13 protein-coding genes and 1 riboswitch are annotated in these 15,798 nt (G+C 63.4%); of the genes, 6 read left to right on the top strand and 7 right to left on the bottom strand.

The genetic code is table 11. The annotated features are described in order from the left end of the window. Positions 1–58 precede the first annotated feature (58 nt). Positions 59–805: a DUF3298 domain-containing protein gene (locus HU715_RS25780; RefSeq protein WP_186708031.1), complete on the top strand. Its 747-nt coding sequence runs from the start codon at positions 59–61 to the stop codon at positions 803–805. On the opposite strand, the gene cytX is transcribed toward HU715_RS25780, so the two are convergent. Both cytX and thiC read right to left on the bottom strand, forming a co-directional pair. Then, positions 774–2,066 (bottom strand): putative hydroxymethylpyrimidine transporter CytX, encoded by a 1,293-nt coding sequence (gene cytX / locus HU715_RS25785; RefSeq protein ID WP_186708033.1) that lies wholly within the window; start codon positions 2,064–2,066, stop codon positions 774–776. The two genes, HU715_RS25780 and cytX, sit on opposite strands and share 32 nt — an antisense overlap. Before the next feature lie 171 nt (positions 2,067–2,237). Then, positions 2,238–4,127: a phosphomethylpyrimidine synthase ThiC gene (gene thiC / locus HU715_RS25790; RefSeq protein WP_186708035.1), complete on the bottom strand. Its 1,890-nt coding sequence runs from the start codon at positions 4,125–4,127 to the stop codon at positions 2,238–2,240. 161 nt (positions 4,128–4,288) lie between these two features. Further along, positions 4,289–4,394: riboswitch (TPP riboswitch) on the bottom strand. Positions 4,395–4,550: 156 nt separating this feature from the next. On the opposite strand from thiC, the gene HU715_RS25795 reads away from it, so the two are divergent. After that, complete coding sequence (locus HU715_RS25795; RefSeq protein WP_186708037.1) at positions 4,551–5,990, top strand: TolC family outer membrane protein; 1,440 nt, start codon at positions 4,551–4,553, stop codon at positions 5,988–5,990. Positions 5,991–6,149: 159 nt separating this feature from the next. On the opposite strand, the gene waaA is transcribed toward HU715_RS25795, so the two are convergent. Beyond that, complete coding sequence (waaA, locus tag HU715_RS25800) at positions 6,150–7,424, bottom strand: lipid IV(A) 3-deoxy-D-manno-octulosonic acid transferase (protein ID WP_186708039.1); 1,275 nt, start codon at positions 7,422–7,424, stop codon at positions 6,150–6,152. Between the two features lie 22 nt (positions 7,425–7,446). Then, positions 7,447–8,337, bottom strand: coding sequence for a LysR family transcriptional regulator (locus tag HU715_RS25805; protein ID WP_186708041.1), 891 nt, complete (start codon positions 8,335–8,337; stop codon positions 7,447–7,449). A 103-nt stretch (positions 8,338–8,440) separates the two neighbouring features. On the opposite strand from HU715_RS25805, the gene HU715_RS25810 reads away from it, so the two are divergent. From HU715_RS25810 to HU715_RS25825, 4 genes are all read left to right on the top strand, one after another. Then, positions 8,441–8,773 (top strand): DMT family transporter, encoded by a 333-nt coding sequence (locus tag HU715_RS25810; protein WP_046065574.1) that lies wholly within the window; start codon positions 8,441–8,443, stop codon positions 8,771–8,773. Positions 8,774–9,014: 241 nt separating this feature from the next. Beyond that, positions 9,015–10,190, top strand: a complete 1,176-nt coding sequence (locus HU715_RS25815) for an NAD(P)/FAD-dependent oxidoreductase (RefSeq protein WP_186708043.1) — start codon at positions 9,015–9,017, stop codon at positions 10,188–10,190. Continuing rightward, positions 10,187–10,999, top strand: coding sequence for an aldo/keto reductase (locus tag HU715_RS25820; RefSeq protein WP_186708045.1), 813 nt, complete (start codon positions 10,187–10,189; stop codon positions 10,997–10,999). The genes HU715_RS25815 and HU715_RS25820 overlap by 4 nt, the downstream gene beginning before the upstream one ends. Before the next feature lie 34 nt (positions 11,000–11,033). Next, positions 11,034–11,999, top strand: a complete 966-nt coding sequence (locus tag HU715_RS25825) for a hypothetical protein (RefSeq protein ID WP_053117832.1) — start codon at positions 11,034–11,036, stop codon at positions 11,997–11,999. A gap of 159 nt (positions 12,000–12,158) precedes the next feature. Here the strand turns inward: HU715_RS25825 and hldE are convergent, their stop codons facing one another. The 3 genes from hldE to HU715_RS25840 all read right to left on the bottom strand — a co-directional run bounded on the left by hldE (position 12,159) and on the right by HU715_RS25840 (position 15,791). Next, positions 12,159–13,580 (bottom strand): bifunctional D-glycero-beta-D-manno-heptose-7-phosphate kinase/D-glycero-beta-D-manno-heptose 1-phosphate adenylyltransferase HldE, encoded by a 1,422-nt coding sequence (hldE, locus tag HU715_RS25830; RefSeq protein WP_186708047.1) that lies wholly within the window; start codon positions 13,578–13,580, stop codon positions 12,159–12,161. A gap of 94 nt (positions 13,581–13,674) precedes the next feature. Further along, positions 13,675–14,277, bottom strand: coding sequence for an adenylyl-sulfate kinase (cysC, locus tag HU715_RS25835; protein WP_437182519.1), 603 nt, complete (start codon positions 14,275–14,277; stop codon positions 13,675–13,677). A gap of 80 nt (positions 14,278–14,357) precedes the next feature. Then, positions 14,358–15,791 carry a PIG-L deacetylase family protein gene (locus tag HU715_RS25840; protein ID WP_186708051.1) on the bottom strand — a complete coding sequence of 478 codons (1,434 nt, stop codon included), beginning with the start codon at positions 15,789–15,791 and terminating at the stop codon, positions 14,358–14,360. Positions 15,792–15,798 lie beyond the last annotated feature (7 nt).

Raw genomic sequence — 15,798 nt, forward strand, 5'->3', positions numbered from 1 at the left:
CTTGCCGACAGTCGAAGCGGGTAACTTTTTGCCTTTCCGTGTTTCATGAAGGACGCCCATGTCGCTTTTCAAAACTGCCTCCGTGGCCGCCATTGCCCTGACCCTGGGCGCTTGCCAAAGCCTGTTCCAACCCAACTATCGCGCGCCGCTGGAGACCACTCGCGACGCTTCGGAACAACTGCAACAAGGTTGCGCCAGTGCCGACTGCCCGTTGGTGAACATCGATACCCTGCACTTTCCGGCCGAACCCGCCCTGGATGGCATCATCGAAAAACGCCTGCTGCAAATGACCCGCACCACCGCGGACGCCCCGGTGGCGCCGACGCTGGCGGCCTATCGCGAGCAGTTCCTGCGCAACGCCGCCCCAGGCAACAGCAGCTATTTGCAGGCCAAGGTACGTGAGCAACATGACGGCCTGGTGATCATCGAACTGTCCAGCTACCTGGACACCGGCGGTGCCCACGGCACGCCGGGGCGCGGTTTCATCAACTATTCGCGCCAGCAGCACAAGGTGCTGACGCTGTCGGACATGCTGCTGCCGGGCCAGGAAGAAGCCTTCTGGAAAGCCGCGCAAGTGGCTCACAACAGCTGGCTGATCAGCACCAAGCTGGATCAGGAACCCGAGTTCCTGAAACAGTGGTCCTTCCAGAAAACCCCACACATCGCGCTGACCTACGGCGGGGTGATCCTCAAGTACGAAGTGAGCACCATCGCGCCATACGCCCTGGGCCACATCGAACTGAAGATCGCCTATCCACGCCTCAATGGCATCCTCAAGCCCGAGCTGTTTCCCGGCCGTAGCTGAAGGCCCGGCCCAGCAACAGTTGCAGCAACCCTGCCAGGATCAACGATGGCAGGGTTGCGCCGATGTCCGGATAGAAATTGGCCAGCAGGTGATAGGTGCTCACCCCACCCAACCAGGCCAACAGGGCCGGCCAGCGCAACGCGGCTGACACCACTTGGCTGCTGCGTTTGCGCAGGATGAAGTGGTCCACCAACACCACGCCGAACAGCGGCGCGAACACCGAGCCGATCAGCAACAGGAAGTTCTGGTACTGCGCCAACGGTGCAAAGCAGGCGATCAAGGTGCAGATGACGCCAATCGCCAAGGCCAGGTGCTCGACCTTCAACCCCGACAACATGCCTGTCGATACCGCCGCCGAGTGGATGTCGGCGAAGGCATTTTCCGACTCGTCCAGCAGAATCAGCAACAGCGGAATACCCAATCCAGCACCCGCCAGGGCCAGCAGCAACGCGTTGACTTCACCGCTTGGCGCGAACGCCAGGGTGTAGGCCACGCCCAGGCTCATCAGCCAGAAATTACCGATGAAGAAGCCCACCGCCGTACCGCCGAAGACGTTTTTGGCGCGCTTGCCGAAACGCGAGTAGTCGGCGATCAGCGGCAACCACGACAGCGGCATCGCGATGGCGATATCGAACCCCACCGCCAACGGCATCGAACCATCGCCCGCCTGGGCCCACAGCGCTGCCAGGTCAGCCTTGGCGAACAGGTTCCAGGTCAACCAGATGCAGGCCGCCAATAGCAACCAGATGCCCCACTTGCGCAGAACCTTGCGCACAAAGGTCAGCGGCCCGCTCACGGCGAGCAAAGTGGCCAGGGCACCGAAGAACAGCGTCCACAGCAGTGGGTTCGAACCCAGGCTGCCTTCGCTGAAAGCCCGCGCACCCAGCAGGCTGGCGGCGTCGCGCATGACGATGATTTCGAACGAGCCCCAGCCGATCAGCTGCAGCAGGTTCAATACCGCCGGCACGCTCGCGCCCTTGCTGCCGAGGCTGAGCTTCAGCGCGGCCATGGCCGACAGGCCAGTGTCGCTGCCGATCACCCCGACCGCCGCCAGCAGCAGGACGCCCACCAGCGTGCCGAGGAAAATCGCCAGCAACGAACCGCTCAGGCCCAGGCCCGGCGCGAGCAAGGCACCGACCTGCAAGACCATCAGGCCGATGCCGAGGGAGAACCACAGGGAAAAAAGATCGCGGGCGCCGAAGACGCGTTTGTCCAGGGGCACGGCGGTGTCGGGGGAGTAGGTGCTGGGTTGGATGTTCAAGGGTGGTTATCTCAGGGGGATATTTGTTGTTCTGATGATCGCTTTCGCGAGCAAGCCCGCTCCCACAATGGACCTGTTGTGATCACAAAATCCGTGTCCACCAGCGATCCATTGTGGGAGCGGGCTTGCTCGCGAAGGCGGCAGCAAGGTCACCGCCGCCCTCAGCTCAAATCACACTTTCTTGTAAAGCTGACTACCTTCCTTCTTGAACCGCTCAGCCTGCTCCGCCAAGCCCTGCGCGACATCGACATCCACCGCTTCAATACGCTGGTTCGCCGCGTACTCGCGCACTTCCTGGGTGATTTTCATCGAGCAGAATTTCGGCCCGCACATCGAGCAGAAATGCGCCACCTTGGCCGAGTCCTTCGGCAGGGTTTCGTCGTGATACGAGCGGGCGGTGTCCGGGTCGAGGCCGAGGTTGAACTGGTCCTCCCAACGGAACTCGAATCGCGCCTTGCTCAGGGCGTTGTCGCGGATCTGCGCGCCCGGGTGGCCCTTGGCAAGGTCGGCCGCGTGGGCAGCGATCTTGTAGGTGATGATCCCGGTCTTGACGTCATCCTTGTTCGGCAAGCCGAGGTGTTCCTTCGGCGTGACGTAGCAAAGCATGGCGCAACCGAACCAGCCGATCATCGCCGCACCGATGCCGGAGGTGATGTGGTCGTAGCCCGGCGCTATGTCGGTGGTCAGCGGGCCGAGGGTGTAGAACGGCGCCTCGTCGCAGCACTCGAGCTGCTTGTCCATGTTCTCTTTGATCAACTGCATCGGCACATGGCCAGGGCCTTCGATCATGCATTGCACGTCGTGCTTCCAGGCGATCTTGGTCAGCTCGCCGAGGGTTTCCAGCTCGCCGAACTGCGCTTCGTCGTTGGCGTCGGCGATCGAACCCGGACGCAGGCCATCGCCCAGCGAGAAGCTGACGTCGTAGGCCTTCATGATTTCGCAGATGTCTTCGAAATGGGTGTAGAGGAAGTTTTCCTTGTGGTGCGCCAGGCACCACTTGGCCATGATCGAACCACCACGGCTGACGATACCGGTGACGCGCTTGGCGGTCATCGGCACATAACGCAGCAACACGCCGGCGTGGATGGTGAAGTAGTCGACGCCCTGCTCGGCCTGCTCGATCAGCGTGTCGCGGAACAATTCCCAGGTCAGGTCTTCGGCCACGCCGCCGACTTTTTCCAGGGCCTGGTAGATCGGCACGGTGCCGATCGGCACGGGCGAGTTACGGATGATCCACTCGCGGGTTTCATGGATATGCTTGCCGGTGGACAGGTCCATGACCGTGTCCGAACCCCAACGGATACCCCAGGTCAGCTTCGCCACTTCTTCTTCGATGGACGAACCCAGCGCACTGTTGCCGATGTTGCCGTTGATCTTCACCAGGAAGTTACGGCCGATGATCATCGGTTCCAGTTCGGTGTGGTTGATGTTGGCCGGGATGATCGCACGGCCCCGGGCGATTTCGTCACGCACGAATTCCGCGGTGATGACCTTCGGCACGCTGGCGCCGAAGCTGTGCCCGGCGTGTTGCTGGTCAAGCAGGCCAGCGGCGCGGGCGACTTCAAGCTTCATGTTTTCGCGGATGGCGACGTATTCCATCTCGGCGGTGATGATGCCTTTGCGCGCGTAGTGCATCTGGCTGACGTTGGCACCCGGCTTGGCGCGACGCGGGTTGTTCACGTGGGCGAAGCGCAGCTTGGTCAGCTCGGGGTCGGCCAAGCGCTCCTGGCCGAAGTTGGAACTCAGGCCCGCCAGGCGCTCAGTGTCGCCACGGGCTTCGATCCATGGCGAGCGCACGTCGGCCAGGCCTTTGCGCACGTCGATGATCACGTTCGGGTCGGTGTACGGCCCCGAGGTGTCGTAGACCACCACCGGCGCGTTGATTTCACCGCCGAAGTCAGTGGGGGTCACGTCGAGGCTGATTTCGCGCATGGGCACGCGGATATCCGGGCGGCTGCCCTGGACGTAGATTTTTTGCGAGCGGGTAAAGGGCTGAACCGATTGCTGATCGACTTGGGCCGATTCACTGAGGTTGGTCGCGTTTTTTGATTTTGTCGTCATCACGGGCTCTCCAGACACACATCCAGGCAGTGGATTTTTGTCGGAGCGAACCTGTAACGAATGGACGCGTCCCTGCACGGAAGTGCGGACGCTGTGCTTGCTGCTCGAGTGCGTTCAAGGGTCGAACGACATCCCGGACGAAGCACAAGAGGACTCGCCGGGTGACGAGAAATCTTGTTCCCTACGCAGGCGCTAACCTGATCAGGTTCAACGGGATCCGAAATTATTCGATCTCAGCCTCATAGCAAGGCACCCCGACAAGAACCCGGCCAGTCTAGACACAACCACGACAGAACGCCATCGCCCGGGCAAAAGGCGTGATGAATGGCGCATATACAGGATTGTTGCCGTGCCCAGGCACAACTACACTCGCTACGCCGCGCGCCTGTTATGCGCATTCAATTTGAACGTAGGGATCGCCTCATGTTGCGCAAACTCTCACTGGCCCTCGCCGTGTCTTGTGCGTCCAATGGAATGGCCTGGGCCGCCGAAGCGCCTTTATCCACCCTGACCGACCTGGTCAGCGTGTACCAGGAAGCGGTGGACAACAACGCCGACCTGGCCGCCGCCCGCGCCCAGTATGGCGCCCAGAAGGAAGTGGTGCCCCAGGCCCGCGCCGGGCTGCTGCCCAACCTTTCGGCCGGTGCCGACCTGAACAACACCCGTACCGAGCTCGACCAACCGGCGATGACCGCCACCCGCAGCTCCACGGTCTACCAGGCCACGCTGTCCCAGCCGATTTTCCGCGCCGACCGCTGGTTCCAACTGCAAGCGGCCAAATCGGTCAATGAGCAGGCATCGCTGCAGTTGTCTGCCACCGAGCAGAACCTGATCCTGCAAAGCGCCGAAGCCTATTTCAATGTGCTGCGCAGCCAGGACAACCTGGCCTCGACCAAGGCCGAGGAAGCCGCGTTCAAGCGCCAGCTCGACCAGTCCAACGAACGTTTCGACGTGGGCCTGTCGGACAAGACCGACGTGCTGCAATCCCAGGCCAGCTACGACACCGCGCGGGCCAACCGGATCATCGCGCAACGCCAGGTCGAAGATGCCTTCGAAGCGCTGATCACCCTGACCAACCGCCAGTACAACTCGATCCAGGGCGTCGTCCACACCCTGCCGATCCTGCCGCCGGCGCCCAACGACGCCAAGGCCTGGGTAGACACTGCCGCCAAGCAGAACCTCAACCTGCTGGCCAGCAATTACGCCGTCGACGCCGCCGAAGACACCTTGCGCCAGCGCAAGGCCGGCCACGCGCCAACCCTCGATGCAATCGCCCAGTACCGCAAAGGTGACAACGACGGCCTCGGCTTTACCAACCCGAGCCCCACCGGCCAGCGCTACGGTGGCGACGCGGAGCAACGCACCATCGGTCTGCAATTGAGTATTCCGATCTACAGCGGCGGGCTGACCAGCTCCCAGGTTCGCGAGTCCTATTCGCAACTCACCCAGACCGAGCAGCAACGCGAAGCCCTGCGCCGCCAGGTGGTGGAAAACACCCGCAACCTGCATCGCGCGGTGAACACCGATGTGGAACAGGTCCAGGCCCGGCGCCAATCGATCATCTCCAACCAGAGCGCGGTGGACGCCACGGAAATCGGCTACCAGGTGGGCACTCGGAATATCGTCGATGTGCTGGACGCCCAGCGCCAGCTGTACACCTCGGTGCGCGACTACAACAACGCCCGATATGACTACATCCTCGACAACCTGCGCCTCAAGCAGGCCGCCGGGACGTTGAGTCCGGAGGACCTGCAAGCCCTGTCCCGCTACCTCAAGCCCGACTACAACCCGGACAAGGACTTCCTGCCGCCGGACTTGGCACAGGCGGCGGCACAGCAGTTGCGCTCGCGGCCAGCGCAGTAGCGCATCTGCGACAAGTCCTCCTGTGGCGAGGGAGCTTGCTCCCGCTGGCCTGCGAAGCAGGCCCAAAACCAGTCACCGCGCTCTGGCAGTCAGAATCGTGATGACCGGTTAGCGGCTGCTTCGCAGCCGAGCGGGAGCAAGCTCCCTCGCCACAACAGCTCAGCCGAGCAACCGCCCTAACCCATCCAGCAATCGCTGCAACGCGCCCTGATTGCGGCGCATCACCGCAAGCCCCGCCTCGGCCATGCGCTGGGCGTCCCGGGGCAGTTCGAACAGGCGCTGGACCGCCAGGGCCAGGCTTTCGGCATCCTCCACTTCCGCCAGCGCACCGGCGGCACGCAGTTGCGCGGCGATTTCGAGGAAGTTGAACAGGTGCGGCCCACTGAGCACCGGTTTCGCCAGGGCCGCCGGTTCGAGCAGGTTGTGCCCGCCATTGGGCACCAGGCTGCCACCGACAAACGCGCTGTCGGCCAACGCATAGAGAAACAGCAGTTCGCCCATGGTGTCGCCGAGCAACACCGAAGCCTGGGCGGTAACCGGTTGCCCACCGGAGCGCCGCACCGTGACCAGACCCTCGCTTACACACAGTTGATGCACTGAGTCGAAGCGTTCGGGGTGACGCGGCACCAGGATCAGCAACGCATCGGGATAACTGTCGAGCAGCCGACGATGGGCGGCCAGCACCACTTCGTCCTCACCCTCATGGGTGCTGGCGGCGATCCACACCGGGCGGTCCATCGCGTGCCACTCACGGCGCAAGGCACTGGCACTTTCGAGCAACTGCGGATCGATGGTCAGGTCGAACTTGATCGAGCCGGTGACCTCGACGGTTTCCGCCCGAGCCCCCAATTGGCGAAAACGCTCGGCCTCGGCTTCGGTCTGTACGGCGAACAGGCTCATCTCGGCGAGCATCGGCCGGGTGAGCTTGGGAAAGCGGGCATAACCCCGCGCCGAACGCTCCGACAGCCGCGCGTTGGCCAGGGCCACGGGAATGCCGCGCCGGGCGCATTGGTGAATGTGATTGGGCCACAGCTCGGTTTCCATGATCACCGCCAGGGATGGGCGCACCCGGTCGAGAAAACGCTTGGCCGCACACGGCAAGTCATAAGGCAGATAGCAATGCTGGATGCGCGGCTCGTTGGCGAACAGCGCCCGGATCCGCTCCGATCCGGTGGGCGTCATGCAGGTGACGGTGATTGGCAGCTGTGGATAACGTTGCAGCAAGGCGCGGATCATTGGCGCGGCGGCAATGCTCTCGCCCACCGACACCGCGTGCACCCAGATGCCCCCTGGGGCCATGACCGGCAGCCCCCAGGAGAACCGCTCGCCAATGCGCCGGGCATAAGCCGGCGCCTTGCGGGCCCGCAGCCACAGCCGAATCGCTACCAGTGGCAGCCCCAGATAAAACAACGCGCTATAGAGAGTTCTGTTCATGGCGGCGGAGTTTATCGGTTTTTCAGCCGATCGCCTGCAACTGCACGGCAAAACGTTCCGCCAGCCAACGAGCGGCCGGGCCCAGGGGTTCATCGCGGCGCCAGACCAGTTCCACCACCAGGGCCGGCGGGGTCCATTCGCTGTTGAGCTCGATCATATCGCCCAGGTACGCCGGGTATTGCACCACATGCCGTGGCAGCCACGCCCAGCCCAGGCCACTCCTCAGCCATTCGGCCAACACATAGAAACTGTCGGCCCGCCAGACCTGCGGACTGGCCTGCTCGCTACCGGGATAGACACTCGATTGAGTCGCCATCAGCAACTGGCGGTGCCGGGCCATGTCCCGGCAGCTCACATACGCGTGGTTCGCCAAAGGATGGCCCCGGCTACACACCGTGACCATCTCGACGCTGCCCAGCACCCGGCGCTCCAGCGCCTCGGGGATCTGGTCGTGATAGAACAGCAAGCCGAGGTCGGCGCGCCGCTCCACCAGTTTGCGCGCCACGTCGCCCTGGGCGGCGCTGGCCAGTTGCACTTCGAGGGTGGGGAATTGCTCGGCCAGGGCCGCCAGGCTGTCGATGACCGGCTGATAGGGCATGGCCTCGTCCTGGGCCAGGCGCAGCGACGCTTCCTGCCCGCGCATCAAGGCCAGGGCGCGGCCATTGAGGCGCTCGCACTGGCGCAGCACTTCCCTGGCCTCCTCAAGCAGCGCCACGCCCGCATCGGTGAGTTTAGGCTGGCGACCGCTGCTGCGGTCGAACAGGCTCACCCCCAAATCGTCCTCCAACAAGGCAATCGCACTGCTGATGGCCGATTGCGCCTTGCGCTGGTCCCGGGCCACGGCGGAAAACGAACGTTTCTCGGCAACTTCGGCAAACAACCGTAATTGCTCCAGGTTCCACTGCACGTTCATGGCTCAACCTATCTCCAATACAGATAGGTAATGACTTTACCGCATCTGAGTGATCTCTAGAATGGCCACATCGAAAGACGCAACCGTCAAAGAGGAATCGCCCATGAACGCCTACTACTACCTGGCCATTGCCATCTGCGCCGAAGTGATCGCCACCGTTTCGATGAAAGCGATCAAGGGCCTGAGCACACCCCTGCCCTTGCTGCTGGTCATCGTCGGCTACGCTACCGCTTTTTGGATGCTGACGCTGGTGGTGCGCACCGTACCGGTGGGCGTGGCTTATGCAGTCTGGGCCGGGCTGGGGATTGTCATGGTCAGCGTGGCGGCGCTGTTCATCTACGGGCAAAAACTGGACGTGCCGGCGATGCTGGGGATGGCGTTGATTGTTCTTGGGGTTGTCGTGATCCAACTCTTTTCCAAGACTGCTGGGCACTGAAAACACTGCCATTGAGTTGGAACACACCGATATTGAGCTGAAACACACTTGTGGCGAGGGAGCTTGCTCCCGCTGGGCTGCGCAGCAGCCCCAAAAAGCTTGGGACCGCTGCGCGATCCAGCGGGAGCAAGCTCCCTCGCCACAAAAGCTTTGCTCCCATGTGGCCGACGTTGATCGCCAACAAATGCCCTGCGTAGCGAGTCTGTATACTGCGCCCTCGTCTTGAACACTGAGGTCGCTCATGTCATCCGTTATTTCCACCGACATTCTGATTGTCGGCGCAGGCGTCGCCGGCCTCTGGCTGAACGCCCGCCTGCGTCGCCAGGGGTTCTCGACTGTGCTGGTGGAAAGCGCCAGCCTCGGCGGCGGGCAGAGTGTCAAATCCCAAGGCATCATCCATGGCGGCGCCAAGTACGCCTTGCATGGCGCCCTGACCGGGGCCTCGGAAGCCATCGCCGACATGCCGCGCCGCTGGCGCGAAGCCCTGAAGGGTGAAGGCGAGCTGGACCTGTCCGGTGTGCGCATGCTGTCCGATGCCCATTACCTCTGGTCTCCCGGCACCCTGGCCGGCAACCTCACCAGCTTCTTCGCCAGCAAGGCCGTGCGCGGACGAGTGGATCAGGTCAAGGGCGATCAACTGCCGCCGGCCCTGCAAGACAAGCGCTTCAAGGGCAAGGTCTATCGCTTGGCCGAACTGGTGGTCGATGTCCCCAGCCTGATCGCGCGCCTGGCGGAGCTGGCCGGTGACAGTCTGTTGGCCGGGCAGCGCATCGAGCCACTGCGCGAAGCCGGTGAGCTGGTCGGGCTGAAGGTCGACGACCGCGAGGTCCGTGCCCAACGCATTATCCTCAGCGCGGGCGCTGGCACCGCCGACCTGCTCAAGGCCCTGGGCCTGGACAAGCCGGCCATGCAAACCCGGCCGTTGCACATGGTCCTGGTCAAGGGCCCGAGCCTCAAGCCGCTTTACGCCCATTGCCTGGGCGGCGGACCGAAGCCACGCGTCACCGTGACCACCCATCCCGCCGCCGATGGCCAATGGGTCTGGTACCTGGGGGGCGACCTTGCCGAAGGTGATGCCGTCGCCCGCGAGCCTGCGGCACAGATCGCCGCCGCCCAGAAAGAACTCGGCCAACTGTTGCCCTGGGTCGACCTCAGCACCGCGCAATGGGCCACGCTAAGGGTTGACCGCGCCGAACCGCTGCAATCAGGCCTGACCCGCCCGGATAACGCCTTCCTCGCCGAGCAGGAGCGCCTGCTGGTGGGCTGGCCGACCAAACTGGCCCTGGCCCCGGACTTCGCCGATCGGGTGTTCAACGCGCTGCAACGCGATGGCATCCAGCCCAGTCACCCGGCCCCGCTGCCGGACCTGCCGAAGCCGCCCATGGGCGTACCTGCCTGGGAGCAACTGCTGCCATGATCCAAGCGACCCTGCATGATCTCTATCGCCCCCTCGGCCATAACGGCCCGCGGGTTTCCCCCCTGGGCCTGGGCACCGTCAAGCTGGGCCGCGACCAGGGCGTCAAATACCCCAACGGGTTTCAAATTCCCGATGACAACGAAGCGCGCATGCTGCTCAAACTGGCGCGTGACCTGGGCATCAACCTGATCGACACCGCGCCCGCTTACGGCCGCAGCGAAGAACGCCTTGGCCCGCTGCTGCGCGGCCAACGCCAAGACTGGGTGATTGTCAGCAAGGTCGGCGAAGAATTCAGTGACGGCCAGTCGCGCCATGACTTCAGCGCCGCCCATACCAGATTCTCGGTGGAGCGCAGCCTCAAGCGCCTGGAAACAGACTATATCGACCTGGTCCTGGTGCATTCCGACGGCAACGACCTGGCGATCCTCAACGACAGCGAGGTCTACCCGACGCTGGCGGCGCTCAAGCGCGAGGGCAAGATCGGCGGCTTCGGTTTTTCCGGCAAGACCGTCGACGGCGGCCTCAAAGCCTTGGAGCAAGGCGATTGCGCGATGGTCACCTACAATCTGAACGAACGAAACGAAAAGGCTGTCATTGACTACGCCAGCAAACACGGCAAAGCGATCCTGGTGAAAAAAGCCCTGGCCAGCGGCCACGTCTGCCTGAGCCCCGGGGTAGACCCGGTTCGCGCCAGTTTCGAACTGTTGTTTGAGCATCCTGGGGTCGCCAGTGCTATTGTCGGCACCATCAATCCGCTGCACCTCGCCCACAACGTCGCGACCGTCGCCACGGTCCTGCGTAAACACTGACGCCGCCCTACGCGGCCTGAAGGAAGGAGCCGACATGCCGCGTACGCTCATCAGAAAGAACCCAAGCAACTTCAAGACCCTGCCCCTGTTCGTCGAAGCGACCCCCGAAGGCCTGACTTACCAGAGTGTCGGGATGCCGCTGAATTTCGCCCAGACCTTGCAGCGCCGCCGCCCTGTCGCGGTGGCCGATGCCGAGCGTTTTTCCCTGGAGCTGGCCAACCTGGGCGTCTCGGTGCGCCTGACGCTGCATTGGCAGAACCGCGATTATTGGGTGTTGGTACGCCAGCGTCGGCAGGATCGCGGCGACGTGGTGCTCAAGCTGATTTCCGGCTATGTCCCGGCCCACGAACTGAACCTGCCGCTGCTCACCGCCATCAGCGAAATTGCCGAAGAGTGCCTGCTGGAAACTCCTGAAGGCTGGCTAGGTGGACGCTTCAACGACACCTGGCTGCCGGCCCCCTACGCCACGGCCCTGCATTACCGCGAAGCCTTGCCGTTTCGCCTGACGCCGCTGTCGGGCTCGGCCCGCCCGGTGCGCAGCGCCAATCTGCAGCTGATCGAGCGGCCACGGGCCTACGTGCACCTGCCGACGGCATCGCTGCAATTGATTTATGACTTGCGCCTGGATGTGCCCAAGGAAGCCAAGTCCCTGAGCCTGTTTCACGTCGATGAACGCTTGGAAGGTGACCAACTGGTGGCCCGTCTGGACCGCAAGCGCCCGGACCTGTACCTGATGCCCTTGCAGGACGGGCAGCCCTTGCCCGAGCTGTACACCTTGAAAAAGGATCAACTGCACCCGGCCAGCACCCGTGGCCTGTACCTGGCGGAAAGTTTCGCCCGGCAGGACGGCTGGCTGGTGCGCGACGAGCGGATTCGCTGGAAGGACTGGCTGCGCCAGCAAGGGCTGACGCCACCGGGCAAGGAGTCGGGCCTGACCCGACTCAAGGGCAAGGCCCGGCAGTTGCTCAAGAAGATCGTGCCGCGCAAGGTGGCTCGTTAGAAACCACACGACTCAGAGCGCTTTTGTGGCGAGGGAGCTTGCTCCCGCTGGGTTGTGCAGCAACCCCATTTTTTATGGGCGCTTCGCACCCAAGCGGGAGCAAGCTCCCTCGCCACAAAAGCTCCCCAACCACAGCGTTCAGCTCGACTGTGAAACAGCTCAGTTATTGCGGATCTTTTCCACAATCGCCGTCGTCGAGCTGTTTTCCACCAGCCCCAACACTTTCACGGTACCGCCGTAGGCCGTGACGATGTCCGCGCCCACGACCTGATCGATCCCGTAGTCACCGCCCTTGACCAGCACATCCGGCTTGACCTGGCGCAGCAGGTTTTCCGGCGTGCCCTCGCTGAAACTGATCACCCAGTCCACCGCGCCCAGGCCAGCCAGGACCGCCATGCGCCGGTCGACGCTGTTGATCGGACGCCCGGGTCCTTTGAGACGACTGACGGAGGCATCGTCATTGACCGCGACGATCAGGCGATCACCCTGGGCCCGGGCCTGCTCGAGGTAGGTCACGTGGCCGGCATGCAGGATGTCGAAGCAGCCGTTGGTGAAGACGATGCTTTCGTTATGGGCGCGGGCGTCGTCCACCGCCAGCAGCAACTGCTCCAGGCCCAACACGCCGCGCTCGGAGCCTTCCTCGCGCTGGATGGCGCGACGCAGCTCGGGGGCGCTGATGGCGGCCGTGCCAAGCTTGCCGACGACAATGCCCGCCGCCAGGTTCGCCAAGGCCACCGCGTGGGGCAATTCCTCACCGGCAGCGATCGCCGCGGCCAGGGTGGAAATCACCGTGTCGCCGGCACCCGTCACGTCGAACACTTCACGGGCACGGGCCGGCAGGTGCAGCGCCGGGTGGTCGGGGCGTAGCAAGGTCATGCCGTGCTCGCCACGGGTCACCAGCAAGGCACCGAGGTCTAGGTCTTGCATCAACTGCGCGCCTTTGCTCACCAATTCGTGTTCATCGACGCAACCGCCAACGATGGTTTCGAACTCGCTGAGGTTCGGCGTGATCAGGCTGGCGCCCCGGTAGATGGAAAAATCCTTGCCCTTGGGATCGGCCAGGACCGGGATGCCACGGGCACGGGCGGCCTGGATCAGCGACTGGTGGTTTTTCAACGCGCCTTTGCCGTAGTCCGACAACACCAGGACCTTGACGCCTTCGAGCAGCTTGTCGACCTCGGCACCGAGGGCCAGGGGATCGGTGGCGAACGGCTCTTCGAAATCGATACGCAGCAGTTGCTGGTGACGGCTCATGACCCGCAGCTTGACGATGGTCGGCTGGTGCGCAACGCGCTGGAATATCGCGCGTACGCCCGCCCCCTTCAGGCTGTTGGTCAGGCTGTCGGCGGCCTCGTCGTCACCGGTGACACCCACCAGGGACGCCGGCGCCCCGAGGGCAGCGATATTCAAGGCAACGTTGGCGGCACCACCGGGGCGGTCCTCGATGTGCTCGACCTTGACCACCGGTACCGGCGCCTCAGGGGAAATCCGTGAGGTACCGCCATGCCAGTAGCGGTCGAGCATGACATCGCCGACCACCAATACAGGGGCTTGATCGAATCGCGGCATGGACAACTTCATGGAGCATCCCACATACAAAATGAACAGGGGCGCGATATTAGCACAGGGTTGAGGAAGGCTCTTGCACGGCTGCAACCGGATGCAATAGCCGCTTTCAGGGGCAACGCCGTACCAATGCCCACAACCGCTCGCAGGCCTCGCTCAGCGCCAGGCCGCCCGTGTCGATATTGCCCTCGGGGGCCAGGGGAGCTTCGTACGGGCTGTCGAGGCCAGTGAAATTCTTCAAGCGGCCGGCACGCGCTTCCCGATAAAGCCCCTTTGGATCCCGCTGGGCACAGACCTCAAAGGACGTGCTGACATAGACTTCCAGGAAGCTGCCCTCGGGAAACAACTTGCGCGCCGCCTCACGGTCGGATCGAAAGGGTGAGATGGCCGCAACGATGACAATCAACCCTGCGTCGACCATCAACCGCGCCACCTCGGCGATGCGTCGGATATTCTCATTGCGCGCTTCAGGCGTCATGCCCAGGTCACTGCACAAACCCCGGCGCAGGTTGTCACCGTCAAGCAGGCTGGTGTGAAGCCCCTGCTCGTGCAGCCGCACTTCCAGCGCATTGGCCAGTGTCGACTTCCCCGCCCCGGAAAGCCCGGTCAGCCAGACGCATAGCGGTTGTTGGCGTTTGATCGCGGCCCTGGCCTCGGGGGAAACCGTCGAGGCGTGAGGCGAGTTCTGTTGATGTGTCGATACCTTTGACATCTTTTCCATGAATCAAGCATCTCCCAGCGCTGCCGGCTGCTCAAAAGTAAAGCACAGGCGGGCTCGGGCACGTCAACGAATCAGGAGCGGCTGGCCTGGCGATCATCCTGCGACGAGGCGTCCAAATGCCGAACCCAGAAAAGCTCATGCCGCCGGACCGCCTTGCGGAAGAACTCGTCTTCTCCGGTGCGCGGCCAGCGGCGCCCGGCCAGCAGGCGCTGGATGGCGCGGCGCAAACGCCGCTTGAACGGAGGACGCCCCTGCAAGTCATGTTGCATGCCCAAGGCCATGGCCTTGTCCATACGGGTGGAAGCGTCCAACGACGGACTCCACAACCCATCGGCCGGCAAGGGTTCGATGGCCGGCGGCAGCGCAATGCCATGGCCTGCCGGCCCCATCGGCCAGCGGTCGTTGTCGTGCAGATGATTGGCATAGAGCAGCAAGGTCCGCGGCCGCCAGGCACTGAGCTCGATCGCCTCCATCAGCGCTCGGGTGCTGGCGACATGATCGCTGTGCGGGTCCAGCTCGGGATGCGGCGTCAACACCACCTCGGGCCGGTGATGTTCGAGCAGACGTGCCAGGTCGGCCACCAGGTTGCGCCACGTCGGCAAGCCATCACTGTCACCCGGCAGGCTCAAGGCATTGAACCTGCGGGCCTGGCGGATATCGCTCTCGCCTGATTCCCGCGAGCCGAAGCCTTGGTCCGGTGCCCTCGCCATGGCTTCCAATTGCAGGCAGTAATAACCCAGCTGCACGCATTGCTGTTGCGCCACGCCTCCCCATAACGGCACGGCCAGGCTGTCCCAACTGCGCAAGCGCCCCTTGAGACGAGCGGCCTCGGCGGGGTCCAGGCCCATGTCGCGATAGCGCTCGGCTTCGATTTCCCCTTGGGTCAGCGTCACGATAGCCACATCGCTGGCACGGCTGTACAGCCCGAATGCAGCGAGTTCGGCATCATCGGCGTGGGGCGCGACGATGAGCAGGCGCTGCTGGCCGAAATCCGGATTGCTCAGCACATGCAACGTAGCCTGCGGGGCAATGCTGCAAAAACGCCCGCGCAATGCCAGGGTGCCATCCGCGAGTGCCGAACCTTGTCCGGACAGGTTGAGAAAACGCTCGCCGAAAACGCCCCGTTCGAGATCCTGGCGATCATCTCCAATCCAGACTTGGGGGTCGAGGAAGCGTCCCAGCCAATGGCTTTTTACCCGTACCTGCAAGATCAGCGTCTGCCCGGCGTCGAATTCACCCGTGAGTTGCAGCTTCCCCCCCATCGAACTGACGGGAAACCGAGGCGTACCTGGCGGGAAGTCATAGCGATAATCGTCCCCCGGGGCATAGAACAGATGGTCGGAGAACCAGGCTTCGTGGGCAACCCAGCCCAGCAGGAGAAATACCGGCAACGACCACCACGAAACCGTAAAACCGAGCACCAACGCCGCCAGCAGCACGCCAGCGAGTACCAGGCGCTTGCGTTGACGATGGCGTTTGAGCAGTTGCTGCTTGCGTGCGCTCACGGTTCTC

It is taken from the genome of Pseudomonas zanjanensis, assembly GCF_014268745.2.
Lineage (GTDB): Bacteria > Pseudomonadota > Gammaproteobacteria > Pseudomonadales > Pseudomonadaceae > Aquipseudomonas > Aquipseudomonas zanjanensis.